Annotated in this window: 19 protein-coding genes; 4 read left to right on the plus strand and 15 right to left on the minus strand. The window is 67.9% G+C overall.

Going from position 1 to position 20,759, the window contains the following annotated elements:
- Positions 1 to 18 precede the first annotated feature (18 nt).
- Both flgM and CAL15_RS07955 read left to right on the plus strand, forming a co-directional pair.
- Positions 19 to 315 carry a flagellar biosynthesis anti-sigma factor FlgM gene (flgM, locus tag CAL15_RS07950; protein WP_086078086.1) on the plus strand — a complete coding sequence of 99 codons (297 nt, stop codon included), beginning with the start codon at positions 19 to 21 and terminating at the stop codon, positions 313 to 315.
- A gap of 79 nt (positions 316 to 394) precedes the next feature.
- Positions 395 to 862: a flagella synthesis protein FlgN gene (locus CAL15_RS07955; RefSeq protein ID WP_086078087.1), complete on the plus strand. Its 468-nt coding sequence runs from the start codon at positions 395 to 397 to the stop codon at positions 860 to 862.
- A gap of 135 nt (positions 863 to 997) precedes the next feature.
- Here CAL15_RS07955 and flhF read toward each other — a convergent pair whose 3' ends face one another.
- From flhF to flhB, 3 genes are read right to left on the minus strand one after another with little or no spacing between them, the layout of a single operon-like run.
- Positions 998 to 4,045, minus strand: coding sequence for a flagellar biosynthesis protein FlhF (flhF, locus tag CAL15_RS07960; RefSeq protein WP_086078088.1), 3,048 nt, complete (start codon positions 4,043 to 4,045; stop codon positions 998 to 1,000).
- On the minus strand, positions 4,042 to 6,159 hold the full coding sequence (gene flhA / locus CAL15_RS07965) for a flagellar biosynthesis protein FlhA (RefSeq protein ID WP_086078089.1): 2,118 nt from the start codon (positions 6,157 to 6,159) through the stop codon (positions 4,042 to 4,044). The genes flhF and flhA overlap by 4 nt, the downstream gene beginning before the upstream one ends.
- A gap of 3 nt (positions 6,160 to 6,162) precedes the next feature.
- On the minus strand, positions 6,163 to 7,320 hold the full coding sequence (gene flhB, locus CAL15_RS07970) for a flagellar biosynthesis protein FlhB (RefSeq protein ID WP_086078090.1): 1,158 nt from the start codon (positions 7,318 to 7,320) through the stop codon (positions 6,163 to 6,165).
- A 206-nt stretch (positions 7,321 to 7,526) separates the two neighbouring features.
- Here flhB and CAL15_RS07975 point away from each other — a divergent pair, with 206 nt between their 5' ends.
- Positions 7,527 to 8,561 carry a GGDEF domain-containing protein gene (locus CAL15_RS07975; RefSeq protein ID WP_198299174.1) on the plus strand — a complete coding sequence of 345 codons (1,035 nt, stop codon included), beginning with the start codon at positions 7,527 to 7,529 and terminating at the stop codon, positions 8,559 to 8,561.
- A gap of 9 nt (positions 8,562 to 8,570) precedes the next feature.
- Here CAL15_RS07975 and cheZ read toward each other — a convergent pair whose 3' ends face one another.
- The 12 genes from cheZ to flhD form a co-directional block, all read right to left on the minus strand.
- On the minus strand, positions 8,571 to 9,203 hold the full coding sequence (gene cheZ, locus CAL15_RS07980) for a protein phosphatase CheZ (RefSeq protein WP_086078092.1): 633 nt from the start codon (positions 9,201 to 9,203) through the stop codon (positions 8,571 to 8,573).
- A 14-nt stretch (positions 9,204 to 9,217) separates the two neighbouring features.
- Positions 9,218 to 9,607 carry a chemotaxis response regulator CheY gene (gene cheY, locus CAL15_RS07985; RefSeq protein WP_086078093.1) on the minus strand — a complete coding sequence of 130 codons (390 nt, stop codon included), beginning with the start codon at positions 9,605 to 9,607 and terminating at the stop codon, positions 9,218 to 9,220.
- A 48-nt stretch (positions 9,608 to 9,655) separates the two neighbouring features.
- The gene (locus tag CAL15_RS07990; protein ID WP_086078094.1) at positions 9,656 to 10,720 is read right to left on the minus strand and encodes a protein-glutamate methylesterase/protein-glutamine glutaminase; all 1,065 of its coding nucleotides are present in this window, start codon (positions 10,718 to 10,720) and stop codon (positions 9,656 to 9,658) included.
- A gap of 19 nt (positions 10,721 to 10,739) precedes the next feature.
- Positions 10,740 to 11,591, minus strand: coding sequence for a CheR family methyltransferase (locus tag CAL15_RS07995; RefSeq protein ID WP_086078095.1), 852 nt, complete (start codon positions 11,589 to 11,591; stop codon positions 10,740 to 10,742).
- A gap of 15 nt (positions 11,592 to 11,606) precedes the next feature.
- A complete protein-coding gene (locus CAL15_RS08000) occupies positions 11,607 to 13,502 on the minus strand; it encodes a methyl-accepting chemotaxis protein (protein ID WP_420042540.1) in 1,896 nt (631 codons plus the stop codon).
- Positions 13,503 to 13,602: 100 nt separating this feature from the next.
- The gene (gene cheW, locus CAL15_RS08005) at positions 13,603 to 14,103 is read right to left on the minus strand and encodes a chemotaxis protein CheW (RefSeq protein ID WP_086078097.1); all 501 of its coding nucleotides are present in this window, start codon (positions 14,101 to 14,103) and stop codon (positions 13,603 to 13,605) included.
- A 12-nt stretch (positions 14,104 to 14,115) separates the two neighbouring features.
- The gene (gene cheA, locus CAL15_RS08010; protein WP_086078098.1) at positions 14,116 to 16,242 is read right to left on the minus strand and encodes a chemotaxis protein CheA; all 2,127 of its coding nucleotides are present in this window, start codon (positions 16,240 to 16,242) and stop codon (positions 14,116 to 14,118) included.
- Between the two features lie 30 nt (positions 16,243 to 16,272).
- The gene (locus CAL15_RS08015; protein WP_086078099.1) at positions 16,273 to 16,653 is read right to left on the minus strand and encodes a response regulator; all 381 of its coding nucleotides are present in this window, start codon (positions 16,651 to 16,653) and stop codon (positions 16,273 to 16,275) included.
- 8 nt (positions 16,654 to 16,661) lie between these two features.
- Positions 16,662 to 17,609, minus strand: coding sequence for a flagellar motor protein MotB (gene motB / locus CAL15_RS08020; protein ID WP_086078100.1), 948 nt, complete (start codon positions 17,607 to 17,609; stop codon positions 16,662 to 16,664).
- Between the two features lie 15 nt (positions 17,610 to 17,624).
- Positions 17,625 to 18,500: a flagellar motor stator protein MotA gene (gene motA, locus CAL15_RS08025; RefSeq protein ID WP_086078101.1), complete on the minus strand. Its 876-nt coding sequence runs from the start codon at positions 18,498 to 18,500 to the stop codon at positions 17,625 to 17,627.
- 126 nt (positions 18,501 to 18,626) lie between these two features.
- Positions 18,627 to 19,202, minus strand: a complete 576-nt coding sequence (flhC, locus tag CAL15_RS08030; protein ID WP_086078102.1) for a flagellar transcriptional regulator FlhC — start codon at positions 19,200 to 19,202, stop codon at positions 18,627 to 18,629.
- Positions 19,203 to 19,214: 12 nt separating this feature from the next.
- Positions 19,215 to 19,538 carry a flagellar transcriptional regulator FlhD gene (flhD, locus tag CAL15_RS08035; RefSeq protein ID WP_086078103.1) on the minus strand — a complete coding sequence of 108 codons (324 nt, stop codon included), beginning with the start codon at positions 19,536 to 19,538 and terminating at the stop codon, positions 19,215 to 19,217.
- A 410-nt stretch (positions 19,539 to 19,948) separates the two neighbouring features.
- On the opposite strand from flhD, the gene CAL15_RS08040 reads away from it, so the two are divergent.
- Complete coding sequence (locus CAL15_RS08040) at positions 19,949 to 20,689, plus strand: RNA polymerase sigma factor FliA (RefSeq protein ID WP_086078104.1); 741 nt, start codon at positions 19,949 to 19,951, stop codon at positions 20,687 to 20,689.
- Positions 20,690 to 20,759: the final 70 nt, after the last annotated feature.

Raw genomic sequence — 20,759 nt, forward strand, 5'->3', positions numbered from 1 at the left:
TGCCCAGCGGAGATTACCTTGAAGATCAATATCACTTCCCCCTCGGTTGCTGCCAACAGCGTCAACCTGCGCGCCGACAATGCGGTCGCCCAGGCCTATGGCGCGACCAGCAGCAGTCAGCCGAATGCGGGCAGCGCGCAGGTGGCGCTCAGCTCGGCCTCCCGCCAGCTGCTGGCACTGCAGGAAGGCGGCAGCGACATCAACGTCGAACGCGTGCACGCCATCCGCGCCGCCATTGCCGCCGGTGAACTGAAGATCGACCCCTCCCGCATCGCCGACAGCCTCATCGCCAGCGCGCAGGAATTGCTGAAGTAACACTTCGGACGACTCCCCGCCCCCGATTCAAGGCTCGGCCCGTTTTTTCCTCTGCCCGACGACGCTTTTTTCTTCTGTCATGTCCGCCGCCCTGCAGATCTGTATCGAACGCGAAAGCGCCCTGGTCCAAGCCTTCATCGAGGCCGTCGACGCCGAGGGCCTGGCGCTGGCCGACCGCACCGCTCATCAAGCCTTGCAACAAGCCGCCCAGGAAAAGGAAAACCTGGCCGAACAACTGGTTGCGCTCAGCGTGCAGCGCGACGAACTGCTGGCCGGGCTGGGCCTGCCCCCGGGGAATGAAGGCACCGAACAGGCGGCCGCGCAATTCCCCGAACTGGCCGAAAGCTGGAACCGCCTGCTGGAATACGCCGCGGTGGCCCGCGAACGCAACGAACGCAACGGCATGATGATCAGCGTCAGCCTGCAGCATACGCAGCAGGCCCTGGACGCGCTGCGCCAGCTCACCGAGGGCGACACGACGGCCACCTATGACGCCCAGGGCCGCGGCCGCCGCGGCTACGGCCAGCGCAGCATCATCGCCACTTGACGCTCCGCGTCGTTCCTACCGCGCGCCGTCCCTAAGACCTGTCTCACGCGAGCTGTGCGACTCATCCTCGGCCGCCAGCATCCCCCTCCCGCCGGCCCCGAGAACATCGGGCCCGGCGCGCCATTCCCAGCCAGGTCAGGCCGCCATCTCCAGCATCGCGAATCCCTTTGCCAGGGCGCCGGGCAGTGCCGGCCCGGTAAGCTTGCGCCCACCCGCCGCCATCGCCTGCAACATGGCGCGCGCGGCGGCCGCCTGCGGAGCTTGGGCGAGCTGCCAGCAGGCTGCGCCCAGCTGCGAGGCCAACATGGCCTGGCCCGGCATGGCCTGGAGCCCGGAGGCTGGCGGCAGCGCCGTCCACGCGTGCGCCATGTGGCGAAAGGCCATCCGGGCCTGTTCCTGCTGCACCAGCCAGCGCGCCACGACGGGCGCCCCGGCCTGCGCGGCCTTCATGTTGGTCAAGCCGTACAACTGATTGACGACCTTGCCGTCGGCGGGATCCGTCAGGCGCGCGCACACCATGCGCAATGCCAGGTCCTCATGGCCTCGCGCCGCCAGGCGCACCTCGGTGCCGCTGGCCCACAGATCCAGCGCGGCGCCGGATCCATCGGCCGCCGGGGCCGTGCCCACCGGCAGGTAACCCAGGTCGCGCGATACGGCGGCCAAGGTCGTGGGACTGTCCTCCTGCATGACGCGCAGCGTGCCGGCCCCGCGCGCCACCCATGCGGCGTCTGCGGCAGCCATCGCCTGCCATAAAGTGGCGCTCGTCAGTTCGAACAGATGCACCAGCGGCACGCCGTCCAGCGAGGCATGCAGGGCCTGCACGCGAGCCAGCAAGGCGTCGACCGCATTCGCGGGCATGGGCGCCGCGATGTCGCAGGCGTTCAGGATGCCGTGCGGCAGCGCCAGGTGTGCCAGCGGCGCGGCCAATGCGGCGCCGCGGTCGGTCATCAGCAGCGAAGCCAGCAGCGCGCCGTCGGCCGAGCCGCCCTGCCCCTTCAACGCCGCCTTGCCGTGCATCGCCAGCAGGTGCCGTTCGCTGCCTGCGGCATAGGCCTCCCGCGCGCGCTTCAGTCCGGCCTCACCCAGGGCCTGCGCGGAAACGGATCCCGTGCTCGCCAGGCGCCAGTTCTCGCGCGCCTGTGCGCAGGCCGCATCCGCCTCCAGCCAGGCGATGCCTTGCTCCAACGGCACTTGCGCGCCAGCCTGCGGCAAAACCGCGGCGGCCAGCAGCTGGCGGCGGCGGGCCGCGGCGCTGGCCTCGGCCTCCTGCTTCTGTTGCGCATCCTCGCGCGTCGAGGACCGCCACAGCGCTGCCAGGTCGGCCTCGCTGGGCGCATACAGCGGGTCGGCTTCGCGCGGCAGCGGCGCCAGGGCGCGGTCGACCAGCGCCTGCCGCTCGGCCGCCTCCATGTCCTCGGGCACCTTCTGGCCGATCGACACGTAGTGGATGGGCAGTCGGTGGCGGATGGCGGTGTCCAGCGCCGGCGCGATGCGGGTCGCTTCGTCCAGCTTGGTGATGATGCACCCGACCACGTCCTCGCTGGCGCCATTGCGGTAGGCGTGCGCCACTTCGTCCAGCGTATCGCCCTGGCTGGCGGCGTTCAGCACCAGCAGTCTGCGCACCGGCCGGTCGGCCGCGTGCAGCAAGGCGGCCAGCGCGGCGACCTTGCGATCGCGCTGGCTGATGCCGGTGGTGTCGATCAGGATGATCTTGCGATGCCCCAGGTGGGCCAGCGCCTGCTTCAATTCTTCGCCGTCGCGGATGGAATGCGCGGGCACGCCCATCAGGCGGCCATAGATCTGCAACTGCTCCAGCGCTCCGATACGGAACAGGTCAGTGGTCAGCATCGCCACCTGGTCGCGGCCTTCGCGGGCCACGCAGCGCGCCGCCAGCTTGGCCAGCGTCGTGGTCTTGCCCACGCCGGTGGGACCGACCAGGGCGATGACGCCGCCGCCCGCCAGGAAATCATTCTCGCTGCGCATGACCGGCAGATGAGTCACCAGTTCATTGCGTGCCCACGCCATGGCCGCCTGGCGGTCCAGCCCCGCCGGCAGCCGCTCGACCAGCGCCCGTACCAGCGGCATGCTGAAACCGGCCTCGAGCAGACTGCGGAACAGCGCGGCGTTGACCGGTTGCAGGCCCTGGGCCTGGGCCCCGCCCCACAACAATCCGTCCATGCGCGATTCCATCGCGCTGCGCAAGGCGTTGAGCGCGGCCTGGACCTGGCTGCCCGTGTCGGCGGGCAGCGACGGCGCGGGAAAGGCCGAAGGCAGCGGCGCATCGGGCGTGCGCGCCATCGAAGGCGGCGGCGCGCCGGCCGTCGTGGGCCGAGCCGCCGGTGATGGAACCTCGGCCGGCGGCGCGGCGTTGGCCATGGGCGCGGCGGGCATATCCGTCGCTGCAGGCGTGGCGGACGTCGCGGGCATGCTCGCCGCTGCAGGCGTGGGGGCCGTCGCGGGCATGCCCATCGCCGCAGGCGTCGCCGGCATGCTCACCGCAGCTGGCGCGGACGGCATAGCGGGAGCGGAGGGAGCGATCGGCGCACGGTCTGGAGCAGACCTGCTGGCGGGCGCTGCGGACGCTCCCATCGCTGCCGCGGAAGCCGGACTGCCCGCCGGTGCGGCGCCGACATGCGGGGACGTGGCGGGCCCCAACGGGGCCGCATCCGACGTCGCGAAGGACGCGCGCGACGCAGGTGCGGCGGCGGATGGCGCCACGGGGAGATCGGGCAGCCGCGCCACGATGGGCTCGGAAGGACGCGTTGCCGGCCCCGCGGGTGCGCCGGCAGCGGGCGCCGCCTCGGCGGGCCGTGGCGGCACGGCATCCGGATCGGCCAGGGGAATCTGCGCGGCATAGGCGCGCGCGGCCCCAAAAGCCGAGGTCCGCATCACCTCGGGCGGCGGCGCGGGCTGCTGCGGCACGGACTGCGGGCCGAACCGCGGCGGCACGGACGGGCGCGGCGCCGGCTGGTGCCCGCCGGCCTGCGATGCCGCGTCGGGCTGCGCGGCAGGCTGCCTGGACACGGGCGGCTCGTCGGAATACTCCGAATCCGCGGTGGCCACCACTTCGATGCCGCCGTCGATACTGCGGTTGGAGACGATGAGAGCGTCGGGCCCCAGCGCCTCGCGCACCTGGCGCATGGCCTCGCGGACGCTGGCGCCTACGAAACGGGACAACTTCATTCGCCGCTACCTCCGATCAGCGCGGTCACGCGCACGACGCGCTCGTCGGGAATCTCGGCATTGGAGAGTACGCCCAGCTGCGGCAGATGGTGGCGCAGGAAGCGCGACAGCGGCGCGCGCAGCGGCGGCGACACCAGCAGCACGGGCGCGTTGCCCTGCGACTCCTGGCGCGCCACGGCGGCCTCGGTCTCGCGCAGCAGGGTCTCGGCCAGGCCCGGCTCGAGTCCGCCGCTGGTGGCCATGGCCTGCGACAGCACGCGCTCGAGCTTCACGTCCAGGCCGATGACGCGCAGCTCGCCCTCGCCGGGGAACCACTGCTGCGTGATGGCGCGGCCCAGCGAGCGGCGCGTCAGCGCGATCAGCTCGGGCACGTCGGCATGGCCGCCGGTATTCGCGGCCAGGGCGGACAGCCGCGGCGCATGTTCGGCCACGGTGTCGATGATGGTGCGCATATCGCGGATCGGCACCTCTTCCGCGAGGAGGCCTTGCAGCACCTTCTGCAGCGAGGTGAGCGAAATGGTCTTGGGCACCAGGTCTTCCACCAGCTTGGGCGCGTCGCGTCCCAGGCGGTCGAGCAGCTGCTGCACTTCCTGGCGGCCCAGCAGGCTGGCGCCGTGGCGGTGCATCAGGTGGTTCAGGTGCGTGGCCACCACCGTGCTGGCGTCCACCACCGTGTAGCCGGCGACCTGGGCCTGGTCGCGCTGCGCCGCGTCGATCCACAACGCGGGCAGGCCGAACGCCGGATCGGTGGTGGGCACGCCCTTGACCGTCACGCTGACGCCGCCCGGGTCGATGGCCAGCCACTGCCCCGGCATGGCGACCCCGCGGCCGACTTCCACGCCGGACAGCAGGATGCGATAGTCGTTGGGCTTGAGCTCGAGATTGTCGCGGATGTGCACGACGGGCGGCAGGAAGCCCACGTCCTGGGCGAACTTCTTGCGCAGGCTGCGGATGCGATGCAGCAGTTCGCCGTTCTGCGCGTGGTCCACCAGCGGGATCAGGCGGTAGCCGACCTCCAGCCCCAGCTGGTCGACCATGGACACGTCTTCCCAGGTGGCCTCGGCCGCGGCCGCCTGGGCCTGCGCGGCGACCTGCGACGGCTGCTCGGCGGTGGCCTGCGCGGCGACCCGTTGACGCTTCAGCACCATCCAGCCGGCGGTGCCCAGCATGGCGGCCAGGGAGAGGAATGCCAGATGCGGCATGTTCGGGATCAGGCCCATGATGCCGATGATGGCGGCCGTGAGGAACAGCACGTTGGGGTTGGCGAACAGCTGCCCCAGCATCTGCTGGCCCACGTCCTGGTCGTTGGACACGCGCGACACCACGACGCCGGCGGCCGTGGAGATGACCAGCGCCGGTATCTGCGCCACGAGGCCGTCGCCGATGGTCAGCAGCGTGTAGACGCGGCCCGACTCGGAGAACGACAGGTCGTGTTGCGCCACACCGACGATCAGGCCGCCGATGACGTTGATGACCATGATCAGCAGGCCGGCGATCGCGTCGCCGCGCACGAACTTGCTGGCGCCGTCCATCGAGCCGAAGAAGTCGGCTTCCTGCGCCACTTCGGCGCGGCGGCGGCGCGCCTCTTCCTCGCCGATCAGCCCGGCGTTCAGGTCGGCGTCGATCGCCATCTGCTTGCCGGGCATCGCGTCCAGGGTGAAGCGCGCCCCGACTTCCGCGATACGCCCCGCGCCCTTGGTGATGACGATGAAGTTGATGATGGTCAGGATGACGAAGACGATGATCCCGACCGCGAAGTTCCCGCCCACCAGGAAGTGGCCGAAGGCCTCGATCACCTTGCCCGCCGCGTCGGGGCCCTCGTGGCCGTGCAGCAGCACGACGCGCGTGGACGCCACGTTCAGCGACAGGCGCAGCAGCGTCGCGAACAGCAGCACCGTCGGAAAGGCGGCGAAGTCCAGCGGTTTGCGCGTGAACATCGCCACCAGCAGGATCATCACCGACAGGGCGATATTGAACGTGAACAGCAGATCCAGCAGGAAGGTGGGCAGCGGCAGCACCATCATGCCCAGCACGAGCACGATGAGGACCGGGCCTGCCATGAGGCGCGCGTTGGCGGCGCCATGTGTTTTCAACGCGGAGAGCAGCGTGCTCATTCCTTAAGCTCCTTGAGCCGCGGCTTGGGCGGCGTGCGGGTCCAGTTCGGCGGGCACGTTCAACGCGGACGGCGGCGCCGGTTCGGCTCCGCTCCCCGCGCGCCAGCTGCGCAACTGGAAAACCCACGCCAGCACTTCCGCCACGGCGGTGTAAAGCGCAACCGGGATTTCCTGCCCCAGTTCGACGTGTTGATGCAGGGCGCGCGCCAGCGGCGGCGCCTCGAGAGTCGGTACGCGGTGCTCGGCCGCAAGCTCGCGGATGCGCAGCGCGATCAGGCCGGTGCCCTTGGCCACGACCTTCGGCGCGCCGGCCTGGCCTTCCGCATAGCGCAAGGCGACAGCGTAGTGAGTCGGGTTGGTCACGACCACGTCGGCGGTAGGCACTTCGGACATCATGCGGCGCCGGGCCATGGCGCGCTGCTGCTGGCGGATGCGCGCCTTCACGTGCGGATCCCCGTCGCTTTCCTTGTGTTCCTGCCTGACGTCTTCCTTCGTCATCCGCAGCTTCTTCAAGTGGCTGTAGATCTGCCATGGCACGTCCAGCACCACGATCAGCACCAGCGACGCGACGATCAGCGCGCTGCACAACGCCACCAGCTTGAGCGTCTGCGAGATGGCCGCGGTGGGCGCGGCGGCCGACAGGCCCAGCATCTGCTCGTGGTAGTACCACAGCACCCATGCCGCCACGCCGCCCACCAGCAGCGCCTTGGCGACGGCCTTCAGCAGTTCCACCACCGTCTGCGCGGAAAACAGGCGCTTGACGCCGGCGATGGGATCGAGCTTGTCGAAATTCGGCATCAGCGGCTTGGTGGTCAGGATGAAGCCCCCCAATGCCACGTTGGAGAAGACCGCCACCACGGCGAGGATGCCGAACAGCGGCAGCACCAGCATCAGCGCCTCGGCGATGCCCGTGGCGGCCTGCTCGACCATGACCGCCGAGTCGCGCCCCACCCGCGGGTCGAACGCCAGGCCGGCGCGCAGCACGCTGGTCAGCCCGCGATACAGGGCGCCGGCGCCCATCCAGAGACCGGCCACGCCGGCCGCCAGCAACAGAAACGTGCCCAGCTCGCGCGAACGCGCGATCTGCCCCTCCTCGCGCGCCTTTTCCAGGCGCCTGGGAGAGGCGGCTTCTGTTTTCTCAAGATCGCTGTCTTCGGCCATGCTCGACGTGTGCTACGCGGCCCGCTGGCGGGTTGCAGGCTGCCCGGCGAGATTCTAGGCGAGACCCCATGCGCGCGATCATTTAAGAAGCGGGGGGAAAGCCACGTTATTCCATGCGGGTGTTGCCGGCTGCGCACGAACCGCCACGCCCGTCATCGGATACAAGTTACGAATCGGGGCGGCACCGCGCCGGGGAGCACGACGGCATGCTTGGCTTGAACGACTACTCGGCCCGGGATTCCCTGCGCGAACAGGCCCGCCTGGACGCCCTGGCAGACCTGCAGGTGCTCGATGGCGGACCGGATGCGCTGTTCGAGCGCATCGCCCGGCTGGCCCGCGCTGCCCTGCGCTTTCCGATAGGCTACGTTTCCATCATCGGCCGGCACCACGAGATCATCAAGACGCGAACCGCCCTGCCCGTCTCCACGGGCAGCCGTGAAACCGCCTTCGCGGCCTATGCGCTGCACAGCCCTGAACCGCTGGTGGTGCCGGACACGACGGAAGATCCGCGCTTCGCCCGCTTTCCGCAGGTGGTGGACGCGCCGCACATCCGCGCCTGCTGGAGCACGCCGCTGGCGACGCGCGCCGGCATGCAGGTGGGTGCGCTGTCCCTGCTGGATCACGTTCCCCGCCCGGCCACGGCGGAAGCGCTCGCCACCCTGAAGGACTTCGGCCGCCTGGCCGCCGAGTGCATGGAGCTGCGCGCCCAGGCCAGCACCGACGTGCTGACCGGCGTGCAGTCGCGCCGTGCGTTCCTGGCGGAGGGCGAGCGGGTGTTCAACAGCCGCCTGCCCGAGCGGCAGGCGCTGAGCTGCGTGATCCTGGACCTGGACGACTTCCGCCGGCTGAACGACGCGCTGGGCCATGACGCCGGCGACGACGCCCTGCGCCAGATCGGCGGCATATTGCGTGAAAGCCTGCGGCCCGACACGTCGATCGGCCGCATCGGCGGAGAGGAATTCGCCGTCCTGCTGCCCGGCGAAGGCCTGCACGGCGCCCACACGGTCAGCGAGCGGCTGCGGCGCCATCTCGAACGATTGGCCGACCAGGGATTTCCTGGCCTGTCCGCCAGCTGCGGGCTGGCCGAGCGCATCGCCAGCGATCGCGGCTTCACCGACCTGCTGGACCGGGCCAGCCAGCAGGCCTACGTGGCCCGGCACGCCGGGCGCAACTGCACGAGGCCCGACCTGGCGCAGATCGATGGGCGGATGCCGGCGTTCCGGCATCGCACGCCCATCTGAAGACCGGGATCAGAAGCCCAGGCTGGCCAGCAGGTCGTCGACCTGGTCCTGGCTGGTCACCACGTCGGCCTTGCCCTCGGGGTTGACCTGGGGCCCGTTCAGCAGGCTGGAGGCCTCGTCGCGCCGCTCCTGCGGCACGTTGTCCAGCAGCACCTGCAGCAGCTCGCGCTCGATGGCGCCCACCACGTCCATCATGCGCATGATGACCTGGCCCGTAAGGTCCTGGAAATCCTGCGCCATGATGATTTCCATCAGCTGCGACTGGGTTTCCTGAGCCTGCTTGGGCACGTCCGCCAGGAAGGCGCGCGTGTCCTTGACCAGTTCGCGGGCCTCGGGCATCTCGAGCGGCTGGTCGAACCATGCCTGCCAGCGCTCGTCCAGCGCGCGCGCGTTGCGGGCCATGCCGTCCTGAATGGGACCGGCGGCCTCGGTCGCGTTGAGCACGCGGGTGGCGGCCTGCTCGGTCATCTGCGCGACGTAGCGCAGCCGGTCGCGTGCGTCGGGAATCGCCTGGGCGGCGTCTTTGATGGCCTGGTCCAGTCCCAGTTCTCGCATGCTGTCGCGCAGCATGCGCGTCAGCGAGGCGATGCGATGGATCAGGTCGCCGGATTCGGGTTTCTCGGCGCTATTCGTGGCATTCATGCGGGACTCTCGACTCAGCCGGCCAGTTTTTCAAAAATCTTGTTCAGCTTCTCTTCCAGGGTGGCGGCCGTGAACGGCTTGACCACATAGCCGTTGGCGCCGGCCTGTGCGGCCGCGACGATGTTCTCCTTCTTGGCCTCGGCCGTCACCATCAGCACCGGCAGGCTCTTCAGGTTGGGGTCCAGTCGGATCTGCTTGAGCATCTCGAGACCATCCAGGTTCGGCATGTTCCAGTCGGACACGACGAACTGGAAGCCGCCGGTGCGCAGCTTCTCGAGCGCGATGGCGCCGTCTTCTGCCTCATCGACGTTCTCGAAGCCCAGCTCTTTCAGCAGGTTGCGGATGATCCGCCGCATGGTGGGGAAGTCGTCCACCACCAGAATTTTCAAGCCCTTGTCTACCATCTTCACTCCAAGAATGATTGCGAACGCGTTGCCGCGCCCCGTGTGTTTTCAAACGCGATGGCCGCGATCGTCCAGACGCTCCAGGATCCGCTGGCTCATGTGCGACAGCGAGACCACATCGGCCGCGCCACCCATGGCGATGGCCTCGCGCGGCATGCCGAATACCACGCAGCTCGCCTCGTCCTGGGCGATGGTGTGCGCTCCTGCCCTGCGCATTGCCAGCAGTCCCGCCGCACCGTCCTTGCCCATGCCGGTCAGGATGACGCCGATGGCGTTGCGGCCGGCGGCTTCCGCCGCCGAATGGAACAGCACGTCCACGGACGGCCGATGCCGGTTGACCGGTTCCCCGGCCAGCAATTCGATGACGTAGTTGGCGCCGCTGCGGCCCAGGCGCATGTGCATGTCGCCGCCGGGCGCCAGGTACACGTGGCCCGGCAGCACGCGTTCGCCGTCGACCGCCTCCTGGACCGTGACGGCGCACATGGAATTGAGGCGCTGCGCGAACGAACGCGTGAAGCCCGCGGGCATGTGCTGCGTGATCAGGATCGCCGGACTGTCCGGAGGCAGCGGCAGCAGCACCTCGCGAATGGCTTCCGTGCCGCCGGTGGACGCACCGATGATAACCAGCTTTTCCGAACTGGCGAACGGGCTGCGCAGCCGCTGCGGCGCGGGCGCGACATGCCCTTCGACGGCCGCGGCAGGCTTGCGCAGGCGTGCCCGGGACGCGGCGCGGATCTTCTCGGCGATGATCTCGCTGTACTCGAGCAGGCCGTCGCGTATGCCCAGCTTCGGCTTGGTGACGAAATCCACAGCGCCCAGTTCGAGCGCGCGCATCGTGATTTCGCCGCCGCGCTCGGTGAGCGAGGACACCATCAGCACCGGCATGGGGCGCAGGCGCATCAGCTTCTCGAGGAAGTCCAGGCCGTCCATGCGCGGCATCTCGACGTCCAGCGTCAGGACGTCGGGGTTGTGCTGCTTGATCAGGTCGCGCGCCACCAGCGGATCGGGTGCGACGGCGACCACCTCCATGTCGGGGTGCGCGTTGATGATCTCCGTCATCAGGCCGCGCACCAGCGCGGAATCGTCTACGCAAAGAACCTTGATTTTCTTCATGCTGTACTTGCTCTTCCGCTCAAGGATGTCCGACGCAGTCGTAGACGGTCTGTCCACGCAGGCGGAAGCTGCGGCTTATATAGGTGAAATTCTCGGAATGCCCCGCGAACAGCAGCCCGCCCGGCTTGAGCAGCGGCACGAAGCGCTGCAGGATCTTCGACTGCGTGGGCTTGTCGAAGTAGATCATCACATTGCGACAGAAGATGACGTCGAAGCGTTCGGACAGCGGCCAGTCGGCGGCCAGCAGGTTCAGCGTCTCGAACGTCACCATCTCCTGGATCTCGGGCCGCACTTTCACCTGCCCGCTGTTCTCGCCCTTGCCGCGCAGGAAAAAGCGCTTGAGGCGTGCCTCGTCCAGCTTGGACACGCGCTCGTAGGGATAGACCCCCGCCCGCGCGCGCGCCAGCACCTGCGTGTCGATGTCGGTGGCCACCACGCGGCAGGACGAGGCGCGCGGGCCCAGCGTCTCGGCCAGGGTGATGGCGATGGAGTAAGGTTCTTCACCGGTGGATGCGGCACAGCACCACACCGACACCGGCCCGCCGCGCGAGCGCGCGAATTCGGCCAGGATCGGAAAATGATGCGATTCGCGGAAGAACGCCGTCAGGTTGGTGGTGAGCGCATTGACGAAGTTCTCCCACTCCGCCGCGCCCGGCTCGTGCTCCAGGTGGTCCAGGTAGCCGCCGAAGTCCTGCCGGCCCAGCGCGCGCAGGCGCCGCGCCAGTCGGCTGTAGACCATCTCGCGCTTGTGCTCGCCCAGCGAGATGCCGGCGCGCGCATAGATCATGCGCCGTACGCGCGAGAAGTCCTGGTCGCGGAACTCGAACTGGCGTTCGGAAGTGAAGGCCGGCGAGAGCTGGGCGGTGGCCACACGCAATCCTTCGCGTCAGGAGCCGGCAAGCGCCAGGCCGGAGGGCGGATCGCCGCCCTGCACCAGCTCCGGTCGGCCACGGCCTTGCAGCTGCGCGGCGGGAGCGTCGATGACTTCGCGCGCGTTGATGCGGAACACCGCCACGGCCTCGGCCAGGCGCTGCGCCTGTTCCTGCAGCGAGCCCGCGGCAGCGGCGGCCTCTTCGACCAGCGCCGCGTTCTGCTGCGTCACCTCGTCCATCTGCGACACCGCGCGGTTCACCTGGTCGATGCCGCTGGACTGCTCTTCGGACGCCGCCGAGATCTCGCCCATGATGTCCGTCACCCGCTTGACCGAGGCCACGATCTCCTGCATCGTCGCGCCAGCTCGTTCGACCTGCTGCGAACCCGTGCCCACCTTGCTGACCGAATCCTCGATCAGCACCTTGATTTCCTTGGCCGCCTGCGCGCTGCGCTGCGCCAGCGAGCGCACCTCGCCCGCCACCACCGCGAAGCCCTTGCCCTGCTCGCCGGCACGGGCCGCTTCCACCGCCGCGTTCAGCGCCAGGATGTTGGTCTGGAACGCGATGCCGTCGATGACCGACACGATCTCGGAGATCTTGCGCGAGCTGGCCGAGATGCCGTCCATGGTGTGAACCACCTCGGACACGGCCACGCCGCCGCGCTCGGCGACCTGCGACGCGCTGGCCGCCAGCTGATTGGCCTGGCGCGCGTTGTCGGCGTTCTGCTTCACCGTCGAAGCCAGTTGCTCCATCGAAGCCGCGGTTTCTTCCAGCGAGGCCGCCTGCTGTTCGGTGCGGCTGGACAGGTCGGTGTTGCCGGCCGAGATTTCCTGGGCGCCGACGTTGATCTCGTCCACCCCGCGGCGCACCGCGCTGACCGTACGCGTCAGGCTTTCCTGCATGCGTCGCAGCGCGGCGAAGAGCTGGCCGATCTCGTTGTTGCTGCGCATCTCGACGCGCGTTGCCAGGTCGCCCGCGGCGATGCGGTCGAAATGATGGCCGGCTTCCTTCAAGGGCCGCAGCACGCGGCCGCGCAGGAAGACATAGGTCATGAACACCAGCACCGAGGCCACCGCGGCGCCCAGCGCCACGGCGCCCAGAATGTATTGATAGCGGGTCTCGGCCAGGGCATAGGCCTCGGCACCCCGTTCGGCGCGCCACGTATCGAACGCATCGGCCGACCGCTGGAAGCGGGCTTCCGCCGCCTCGAGCGCGCCGTCGGCCTGCTTGCGGTAGGCGGCCAGGTCGCCGCGCTGCAGCGCGCCAACCGTGGGCGTGATGCCTTGCTGCACGATGGCACGATACGCGTCTTCGAATTCGGTGAGTACGGCCTTGGCCTCTTCAGGCTTGGGCAGCGCCTGGTAGCGCTCGAACTCGGTCTGCGCGCGGCCGAGGCTGGACTGGGCGCGTTGCACCATGGCGGCGGCCGGGCCGTTCAGGCCCTGCGGGATCACGGGCGCCACGGCGGCCGGCACGGCGATGGGGGTGGGCGCGGCGGCAGGCGCGGCCGCGGGTGCCGCCGCGCCATCGGCGGCGGGCGCGGCCGCGGGTGCCGCCGCGCCATCGGCGGCGGGCGCGGCCGGCGTGGCCGCAGCGGCCACGGCTGCCGCCATCGCGGCGTTGGCCGCGCCGATGGCCGTCTTGGTCTGCTCGACCTGCGCCGAGTGCGCCGTCTCGAGGGCCTGCACCGTGACGCCGTAGTGCGCCACCGCGCCGCGGCTCAGTGCGCCGGACGCGTCCTTCGTGTGGCCAACTACCTTGCCCATGGCATCGGACACGTCTTCCGTGCGCTTGAGCGCGGCCATCGTGTCATTGCCCAGGCGCAGCGAGTACACGCCCAGCACAGCGCCCACCACCAGCAGGAAGGAGAAGAAGGCCAGCACGCCCAGCAGGCTGCTGCGAATAGTCAAGTTTGCGAGAATATTGCGCACGATGTTTGTGAGTCCCGGTCCGCGATAGCTGCCATGCCTCGGGCACGGGGTAAGGTGCGCCCCGCCCCGCAGAGAAGGTTCAGGAAGCCGCCTTCTCCACCAGCGCCATTTCGTCACTGGTCATCAGGCGCTCGATATCCACCAGGATCAGCATGCGCTCGTCCACGGTGCCCAGCCCGGTGAGATACTCGGTGGACAGCGTGGCGCCGAACTCGGGCGCCGGGCGGATCTGGCCGGAATTCAGCATCAGCACGTCCGACACACCGTCGACCACGATGCCGACCACGCGGCGATCCAGGTTGAGGATGATGACGACGGTCTGCTCGTTGTATTCGACGCTGCCCAGGTTGAACTTGATGCGCAGGTCGACGATGGGCACGATGATGCCGCGCAGGTTCGTGACGCCCTTGATGAAAGGCGGCACGTTGGCGATGCGCGTGACCGCGCCCGCGTCGTAGCCGCGGATTTCCTGTACCTTGAGGATGTCGATCCCGTACTCTTCTTCGCCCAGCGTGAACACCAGGAACTCGCTGCCCTGGTCTTCCACGCGCGTCGCCTGGGTTTGCGGTTTGGCTGCCATGGTCTTACTCCGTCAATTCAGGATGGCTTCGGGCTGGGCCCATTTCTCGCGGTTGGCGCGTGCCAGTGCGAATACGTCGACGATCAGCGCTACGCTGCCGTCGCCAAGAATGGTGGCGGCCGAGATGCCGGGCACCTTGCGGTAATTGGCCTCGAGGTTTTTCACCACCACCTGGTGCTGACCGACGAGATGGTCGACCAGCAATGCGAAACGGCGATCCTCGGCCTGCATGATGACCGCGATGGCCTGCGTGGGGTCGGGCTGCGCCCCGCCCACCGAGAACACCCGGTGCATCTCGACCAGCGGCAGGTACTCGCCGCGCACGTGCATGACGCGCTCGTTGCCGGCCACCGTGTACAGCTGGTCTTCGGTGGGCTGCAGCGATTCGGTGACGTGGTTCAGCGGAAGAATGAAGACTTCCTCGCCCACGCGCACGGACATGCCGTCCAGGATGGCCAGCGTCAGCGGCAGCACGATGCGGGTGGTGGTGCCCTTGCCCGTCTCGCTGGACAGCTGCACGTGGCCCCCCATGTCCTGGATGTTGCGGCGGACGACGTCCATGCCGACGCCGCGTCCGGAGATGTCGGTGATCTGCTCGGCGGTGGAGAAGCCGGGCGCGAAGATCAGCTGCCAGACTTCTTCGTCGGGCATGTTCTCGTTGACGGCCATGCCCTGCGACAGCGCCTTCTTGAGAATGCGCTCGCGGTTCAGCCCGCCGCCGTCGTCGCTGACCTCGATGACGATGTTGCCGCCGTTGTGCTGCGCGGACAGGACCAGTTGCCCCACCGGATCCTTGCCGGCGGCGATACGCTTCTCGGGCGTCTCGATGCCGTGGTCCAGGCTGTTGCGCACCAGGTGCGTCAGCGGATCGATGATGCGCTCGATCAGGCTCTTGTCGAGCTCGGTGGCGCGGCCGTAGGTCTGCAGCTCGATCTGCTTGCCCATCTTGCTCGCGATGTCGCGGACCAGGCGGGGGAAACGGCTGAACACGTAGTCCATCGGCATCATGCGGATGGACATCACCGATTCCTGCAGGTCGCGCGCATTGCGTTCGAGCTGCTCCATGCCGTTGAGCAGCCGATCGTGCAGGACCGGGTCGAGCGTGGAGGCGGTTTGCGCCAGCATGGCCTGCGTAATGACCAGTTCGCCGACCAGGTTGATGATCTGGTCCACCTTCTCGACGCCGACGCGGATCGACGTGGACTCTTTGTCGGCGTGCGGCGCGGCGGCCGGCCGGGCGGCGGCGCGGTTCGCGGCCGCGGCGGGCGCTGCAGCGGGTTCCGCCGCGGGTTGCGCCGCGGCAACGGGCGCCGCTGGCGTGAACGTGGCGGCGGCCTGCTCGAACTGCGCGAGCACGCCCTGGGCGGGCTCAGCCGGGCGGCCCTGCGTCGGCGCGGCCTCGCGGCCGATGTCGAGCTGGTCGGAATCGATGATGAAGCAGCAGACCGCCTCGATGTCGGCCGGCGAGCAGGTCGTCTGCACCCAGACGGTCAGCGCGTCGCCGGTGCGGTCGCTGGCCAGCACCTTGCCCAGGTTGCCCATCTCTTCGAGCAGCGAGGCGGCATCCTTGTCGGATACGGCGCGGAACCGTACGCGGGTGGGCAGGTCGCCCGCGGGCGCCGCGGCAGCGGCAGCGGCAGCGGCAGCGGCGGGTTCGGCCGCGGGGACCGGCGCAGGCGCGGCCACGGGAGCCGGCGCCGCGGCAGGCTGTGCCGCGGCTGCGGGCGCGGCACCTGCGCCATCTTCGAGCGCCAGTTGCCGCAGCACGGCGCAGATGCGCTCGAATACGGCCTCGTCGGGCTCCTCGGATGCCCGATAGGCGTCCAACTGGCTCTTCAGCACGTCCTTCGTCTCCAGGAAAGTATCTACCATGTCGACGCGCAGCGCCATCTCTCCCCGACGAATGGCGTCCAGGAGGTTCTCAAGCAGGTGGGTGGTGCCGGCCAGCTTTTGAAAGCAGCCGAAAGTCGCCGCGCCGCCCTTGATGGAGTGGGCGGCGCGGAAGATAGCATTGAGCTGTTCGATGTCGGGCGCTTGCACGTCCAGTTCGAGCAGCAATTGCTCCATTTGGGCCAGCAGTTCGTCGGCTTCGTCGAAGAAAGTCTCGTAGAACTGACTGAGGTCCAGGCCAGAACTCATGACAGGTATTTGCCTTTGATGTAAACCGGGTCAACCCTGAGGCATTTCGCCCAGCAGCTCGGCAGCCAGGTCCACCAGCACTTGCGGGTCGAGCGGCTTGTTCAGCCAGCCGCTCACACCCAGCTCGCGCGCGGCGGACTTGCTGATGTCGTCTTCTTCGGTGGTGAGCACCAGGACGGGCACGTCCTGGTACTGGGGCTGTTCGCGCAGGCCCTGTATGAGCCCCAGCCCGCCCAGTACGGGCATGTTCCAGTCGCTGACCACCAGGTCGACCTGGCTGGTTTGCGCCAGGTCCAGGGCTTCCTTGCCATTGCTGGCCGCCAGCACCTGCCATCCGGCTTGCGACAGCACGCTCTTGACGATCATGCGCATGGTCGTCGAATCGTCCGCCACCAGAATCGTGGATGCCATTGCTATTCCTATTGCGTCGCCGGCGCTTCGGCGCCGGATTGCGTGCTGAGGGTCTGTCCGACTTGTTGCGCGCTGCCTGCCGAGACGTCCGCCGCGGCGGCGTTCTCGGTCTCGAGGCGGCGCTGCGTCGCTTCGTTCAGTACCACCAGACTGATGCGGCGGTTAACGGCAGCGTACGGGTCATCCTTAACCATGCTCATGCTCGAGGCCAGTCCCTGCACCCGGATGACCTTGCCTTCGTTCATGCCGCCGGCCACCAGTTCCTGCCGCGATGCATTGGCGCGATCGGCGGAGAGTTCCCAGTTGCTGTAGGCGCGCTCGCCGCGCGCATACTGCGTAGCGTCGGTATGGCCGGCGATGCTGACTTTGTTGGGCAGCTCGTTCAGCACCGGCCCCAGCTCGCGCAGGATGTCGCGCATATAGGGCTGCACCTCCGCCCTGCCCGTGGCGAACATCGGCCGGTTCTGGCTGTCGACGATCTGCACGCGCAACCCTTCGGTGGTGATGTCGATCAGCAGCTGCGGACGGAACTTCTGCAGCACCGGGCTGTTCTCGATGACGGACTCGAGCCGCTGGCGCAGGCGCTCGAGGCGATGTCGGTCGCGGCGATCGGCGTCGGGATTGACTTGCTGCGACTGCATGCGCGTGCCTTGCGAGCGACGGACCTCGCCTTCGTCGCGCAGCGTGTCGGGACCGCCGCCAGGAATGGCGCTGCGCTCGGCCGAGTTCTTCGGCCCGCCCGCGATGGCGACGCTGAGCGGCATGCGGAAGTAGTCGGCGATACCCTTCAACTCTTCCCGGGGCACGATGCTGATCAGCCACATGACCAGGAAGAACGCCATCATGGCGGTGATGAAGTCGGCGTAGGCGATCTTCCAGCTGCCGCCGTGATGCGCGCTCCCGTGCCCCGACCGCTTGCGGCGAATGACGACGCGGTGGTTGTTGACGGTGCTCATGGTGACCTATGTCCGTCAGGCGCGGCCAGGCGACGCGGACTTGGCCTGGCGCACGTGTTCTTCGAGTTCGCTGAAGGTGGGACGCACCGCCGAATACAGCACCTTGCGGCCGAATTCGACGGCCAGCTGCGGCGGGTAGCCGTTCATGCTGGCCAGCAGCGTGACCTTGATGCACTCGAGCACCTTGATCGATTCTTCGTTGCGGCGCTCGACCCGCGAGGCCAGCGGACCGACGAAACCGTAGGACAGCAGGATGCCCAGGAAGGTACCGACCATCGCCTTGGAGATCAGGTCGCCCAGGATCGCCGGGGGCTGGTCGACCGCGGCCAGTGCCTTGATCACCCCCAGCACGGCGGCCACGATACCGAAGGCCGGCAGGCCGTCCGCCACGTGGCGCAGCGCGTTCACCGGCACGTCGCGCTCGTGGCGATACGTGTCGATTTCCTCGTCCATCAGCGTCTCGATCTCGAACGAGCTCATGTTCCCGCTGATCATGATGCGCAGATAGTCGGTGATGAACTCCATCAGCTTGGGATCGCGCATGATGCCCGGATACTCGCTGAAGATCGGGCTCGAGGAAGGATCCTCGATGTGCGATTCGATCGCCATCAGACCCTCGCGCCGCGCCTTGTTCAGAAGCACGTACAGCAGAGCCATGAGCTCCATGTACACCTGCTTGCTGTACGGCGACCCCTTGAGCGCGTGCGGAATCGACTCTTTGACGAGCGCCAGCGATTTCTTGCTGTTGCTCGCCAGGAAGGCGCCGAAGGCCGCGCCTCCGATCAAGACCAGCTCGAGAGGCTGATACAGCGCGCCCAGATGGCCGCCGAGCCCCACGTAGCTGCCGATCACCGCGACGATGACCACCAGATAACCGATAACGATCAACACATCAGGCCCCTGCCAATGTAGTCCAGACAATCCCTCGATAATGATCCCCCGCCGACGCACCAGCAAAAACGCGGGTTACGGGGGGTTTTTCGGGGTTTTTGCCGAGTTTGCGCACCCTTAAGGATGTCAGGAGCGTGCCGTATCCAGGCTGGCCTTGCCGGACACCCCGCGCGCCTTGGCGGCACGCGTCTTGCCCGCTCGTGGAGGCGGACGGCAGATGGCGCAGACGAAATCGGACTGCGGATCATGCGCGTGGGCGATGAAATGCCCGCCGCACTGCCGGCATGCCGAGAGCTGCAACATGCCGCCATCGAAGAAGCGCACCAGCATCCAGGCGCGCGTGAAGCTCAGCACAGGCTCGTCGGCCGGCACGCCGTCGACGCCGGCATGCTCGAGATACAGGCGATAGGCGTCGATGATCGCCCGGATGCCCTTGCTCGACGTGCGCGCATTGAGGAAAGAGTAGACGTTGTAGAACAGCGACGAATGGATATTCGGCAGCCAGGTCATGAACCAGTCGACCGAGAACGGCAGCATGCCCTTCGGGGGCGAGCAACCGCGGATCTCGCGATACAGGCGCGCCAGCCTGTCATGGCTGAGACTGGTTTCGGCCTCGAGCACCTGGAGCCGTGCGCCCAGCGTGATCATGGAACTGGCCAGCAGGATCTCGTCCGCTTCCTGCGAAACACTCTTGATTGCCATGGCGGGCGGCCGTCAGGCCAGTTCTTCTACGGGCTGCTTGGCCAGCAGGATGGTGGCGTGCGCCTGCTGCAGCGCGCCGCCCAGTACGTCTTGCGTCAACGCGGACAGCAGACTGTAGTCGTCGAAGCGGAAGCGGCACAGTAGCGAGCTGGAGCTGGCCAGCTTGACCAGTTGCGCCGGCGACAGGCGCAGGAGGATGTCCGCGACCTCGGTGCTGAAACCAAGGCGGAACATCGATGCGGCATGATCGTCGCGCAGCATGCGTTGCGCCAGAAGAAGATACGACAAGTTGACTTCGCGGATATCGGCGAGCAATGAATTGTCTGCTGGTTTCATTCTTTACTCCTGTGACATTCGCCACGTTGCTGGGTGCAGGCGGCGCCCCCGTGTACTCGCACCGCCTGTCGTTCTGTGAACTTATGCGAAATGTGTCATTTCATCGCAATTTGCCAGCAATTTACCACGCACTTCGTCAATTTTTATGACAGTCATGTCAAAAGTTTGATCTTTACCGGGGTGAGCGCCGTAGCCGAAACATTGCGGTTACAGCCATTACGCCACAATCCCCGCAAAAGAGTAAATAAGTGCTCAAAAAGTTGCGTTCTTGCACGAATGAATCGTCGCGTTTCCCCGACAATCTCGCAGCAAGGCACAACCCGCTCCGGGCCGCGCGACAGCTCGACCTGTAGCTCGTTTGCAACGCCATCGCCAGCGCACTGTGCGAGCTCCCTGCAGACAGACACTGAATGCCGAACGCTGAAGAAAGCCTGGTTCAATACGCTCCGTTGGTCCGCAAACTTGCGCTGCAGCTGCTCGCGCGCTTGCCGGCCAGCGTGCAGCTCGACGACCTCGTCCAGGCCGGCATGATCGGACTGCTGGACGCCATTCGGCGCTACCAGGAGAACCCCGACGCGCAGTTCGAGACCTACGCCACGGCCCGCATCCGCGGCGCCATGCTCGACGAATTGCGCAGCCAGGACTGGCTGCCCCGCAGCGTGCGCAGCAAGAGCCGACGCATCGAGACTGCCATCCAGCGCCAGGAACAGCTGCTGATGCGGGCGCCCAGCGAAGCCGAGATCGCCGCCGAGCTCGGCGTGCCGCTGACCGAGTACCGGGACATGCTGGCCGACGCCCAGGGCATCCAGATCCTGCATTACGAAGACTTCGGCCGCGACGGCGAAAGCGACGGCCAATGGATCGACGCGCCCGCTGGCGACCAAGCCACCCCGCTCGACAGCCTGCTGGCCAGCGACCTGCGGCGCGCGCTCATCGAGGCGATCAACGCCCTGCCCGAGCGCGAAAAGCTGCTGATGTCCCTGTGCTACGAACAGGGGCTGAACCTGAAAGAAATCGGCGCAGTGCTCAACGTCACCGAAGCGCGCGTGTGCCAATTGCGTTCGCAGGCCACGGCGCGCATCCGCGCCTACCTGAAGGAACAGGCCTGGCAGCAGTTGCCGTCCGACGTGCATCTGGCCCAGGTCGTCTGAACACATCATCCGCCCATACGCCTTCGGCGCCGGCCAAACGCGCCGGCCGCCACCGATCCCACACCGCTTC

It is taken from the genome of Bordetella genomosp. 13, assembly GCF_002119665.1.
In the GTDB taxonomy this organism is placed as follows: domain Bacteria; phylum Pseudomonadota; class Gammaproteobacteria; order Burkholderiales; family Burkholderiaceae_B; genus Bordetella.

What these genes read in the sequence shown, in the direction of transcription:
- flhA (WP_086078089.1), bottom strand. Translation starts at nt 6,159, where the DNA reads ATGAGCACGCTGCTCTCCGCGTTGAAAACACATGGCGCCGCCAACGCG.
- CAL15_RS07975 (WP_198299174.1), top strand. Translation starts at nt 7,527, where the DNA reads ATGCTTGGCTTGAACGACTACTCGGCCCGGGATTCCCTGCGCGAACAG.
- cheZ (WP_086078092.1), bottom strand. Translation starts at nt 9,203, where the DNA reads ATGAATGCCACGAATAGCGCCGAGAAACCCGAATCCGGCGACCTGATC.
- flhF (WP_086078088.1), bottom strand. Translation starts at nt 4,045, where the DNA reads ATGAAGTTGTCCCGTTTCGTAGGCGCCAGCGTCCGCGAGGCCATGCGC.
- cheY (WP_086078093.1), bottom strand. Translation starts at nt 9,607, where the DNA reads ATGGTAGACAAGGGCTTGAAAATTCTGGTGGTGGACGACTTCCCCACC.
- flhC (WP_086078102.1), bottom strand. Translation starts at nt 19,202, where the DNA reads ATGGCAATCAAGAGTGTTTCGCAGGAAGCGGACGAGATCCTGCTGGCC.
- CAL15_RS07955 (WP_086078087.1), top strand. Translation starts at nt 395, where the DNA reads ATGTCCGCCGCCCTGCAGATCTGTATCGAACGCGAAAGCGCCCTGGTC.
- flhD (WP_086078103.1), bottom strand. Translation starts at nt 19,538, where the DNA reads ATGAAACCAGCAGACAATTCATTGCTCGCCGATATCCGCGAAGTCAAC.
- cheW (WP_086078097.1), bottom strand. Translation starts at nt 14,103, where the DNA reads ATGGCAGCCAAACCGCAAACCCAGGCGACGCGCGTGGAAGACCAGGGC.
- cheA (WP_086078098.1), bottom strand. Translation starts at nt 16,242, where the DNA reads ATGAGTTCTGGCCTGGACCTCAGTCAGTTCTACGAGACTTTCTTCGAC.
- flhB (WP_086078090.1), bottom strand. Translation starts at nt 7,320, where the DNA reads ATGGCCGAAGACAGCGATCTTGAGAAAACAGAAGCCGCCTCTCCCAGG.
- CAL15_RS08040 (WP_086078104.1), top strand. Translation starts at nt 19,949, where the DNA reads ATGCCGAACGCTGAAGAAAGCCTGGTTCAATACGCTCCGTTGGTCCGC.
- CAL15_RS08015 (WP_086078099.1), bottom strand. Translation starts at nt 16,653, where the DNA reads ATGGCATCCACGATTCTGGTGGCGGACGATTCGACGACCATGCGCATG.
- CAL15_RS07990 (WP_086078094.1), bottom strand. Translation starts at nt 10,720, where the DNA reads ATGAAGAAAATCAAGGTTCTTTGCGTAGACGATTCCGCGCTGGTGCGC.
- motB (WP_086078100.1), bottom strand. Translation starts at nt 17,609, where the DNA reads ATGAGCACCGTCAACAACCACCGCGTCGTCATTCGCCGCAAGCGGTCG.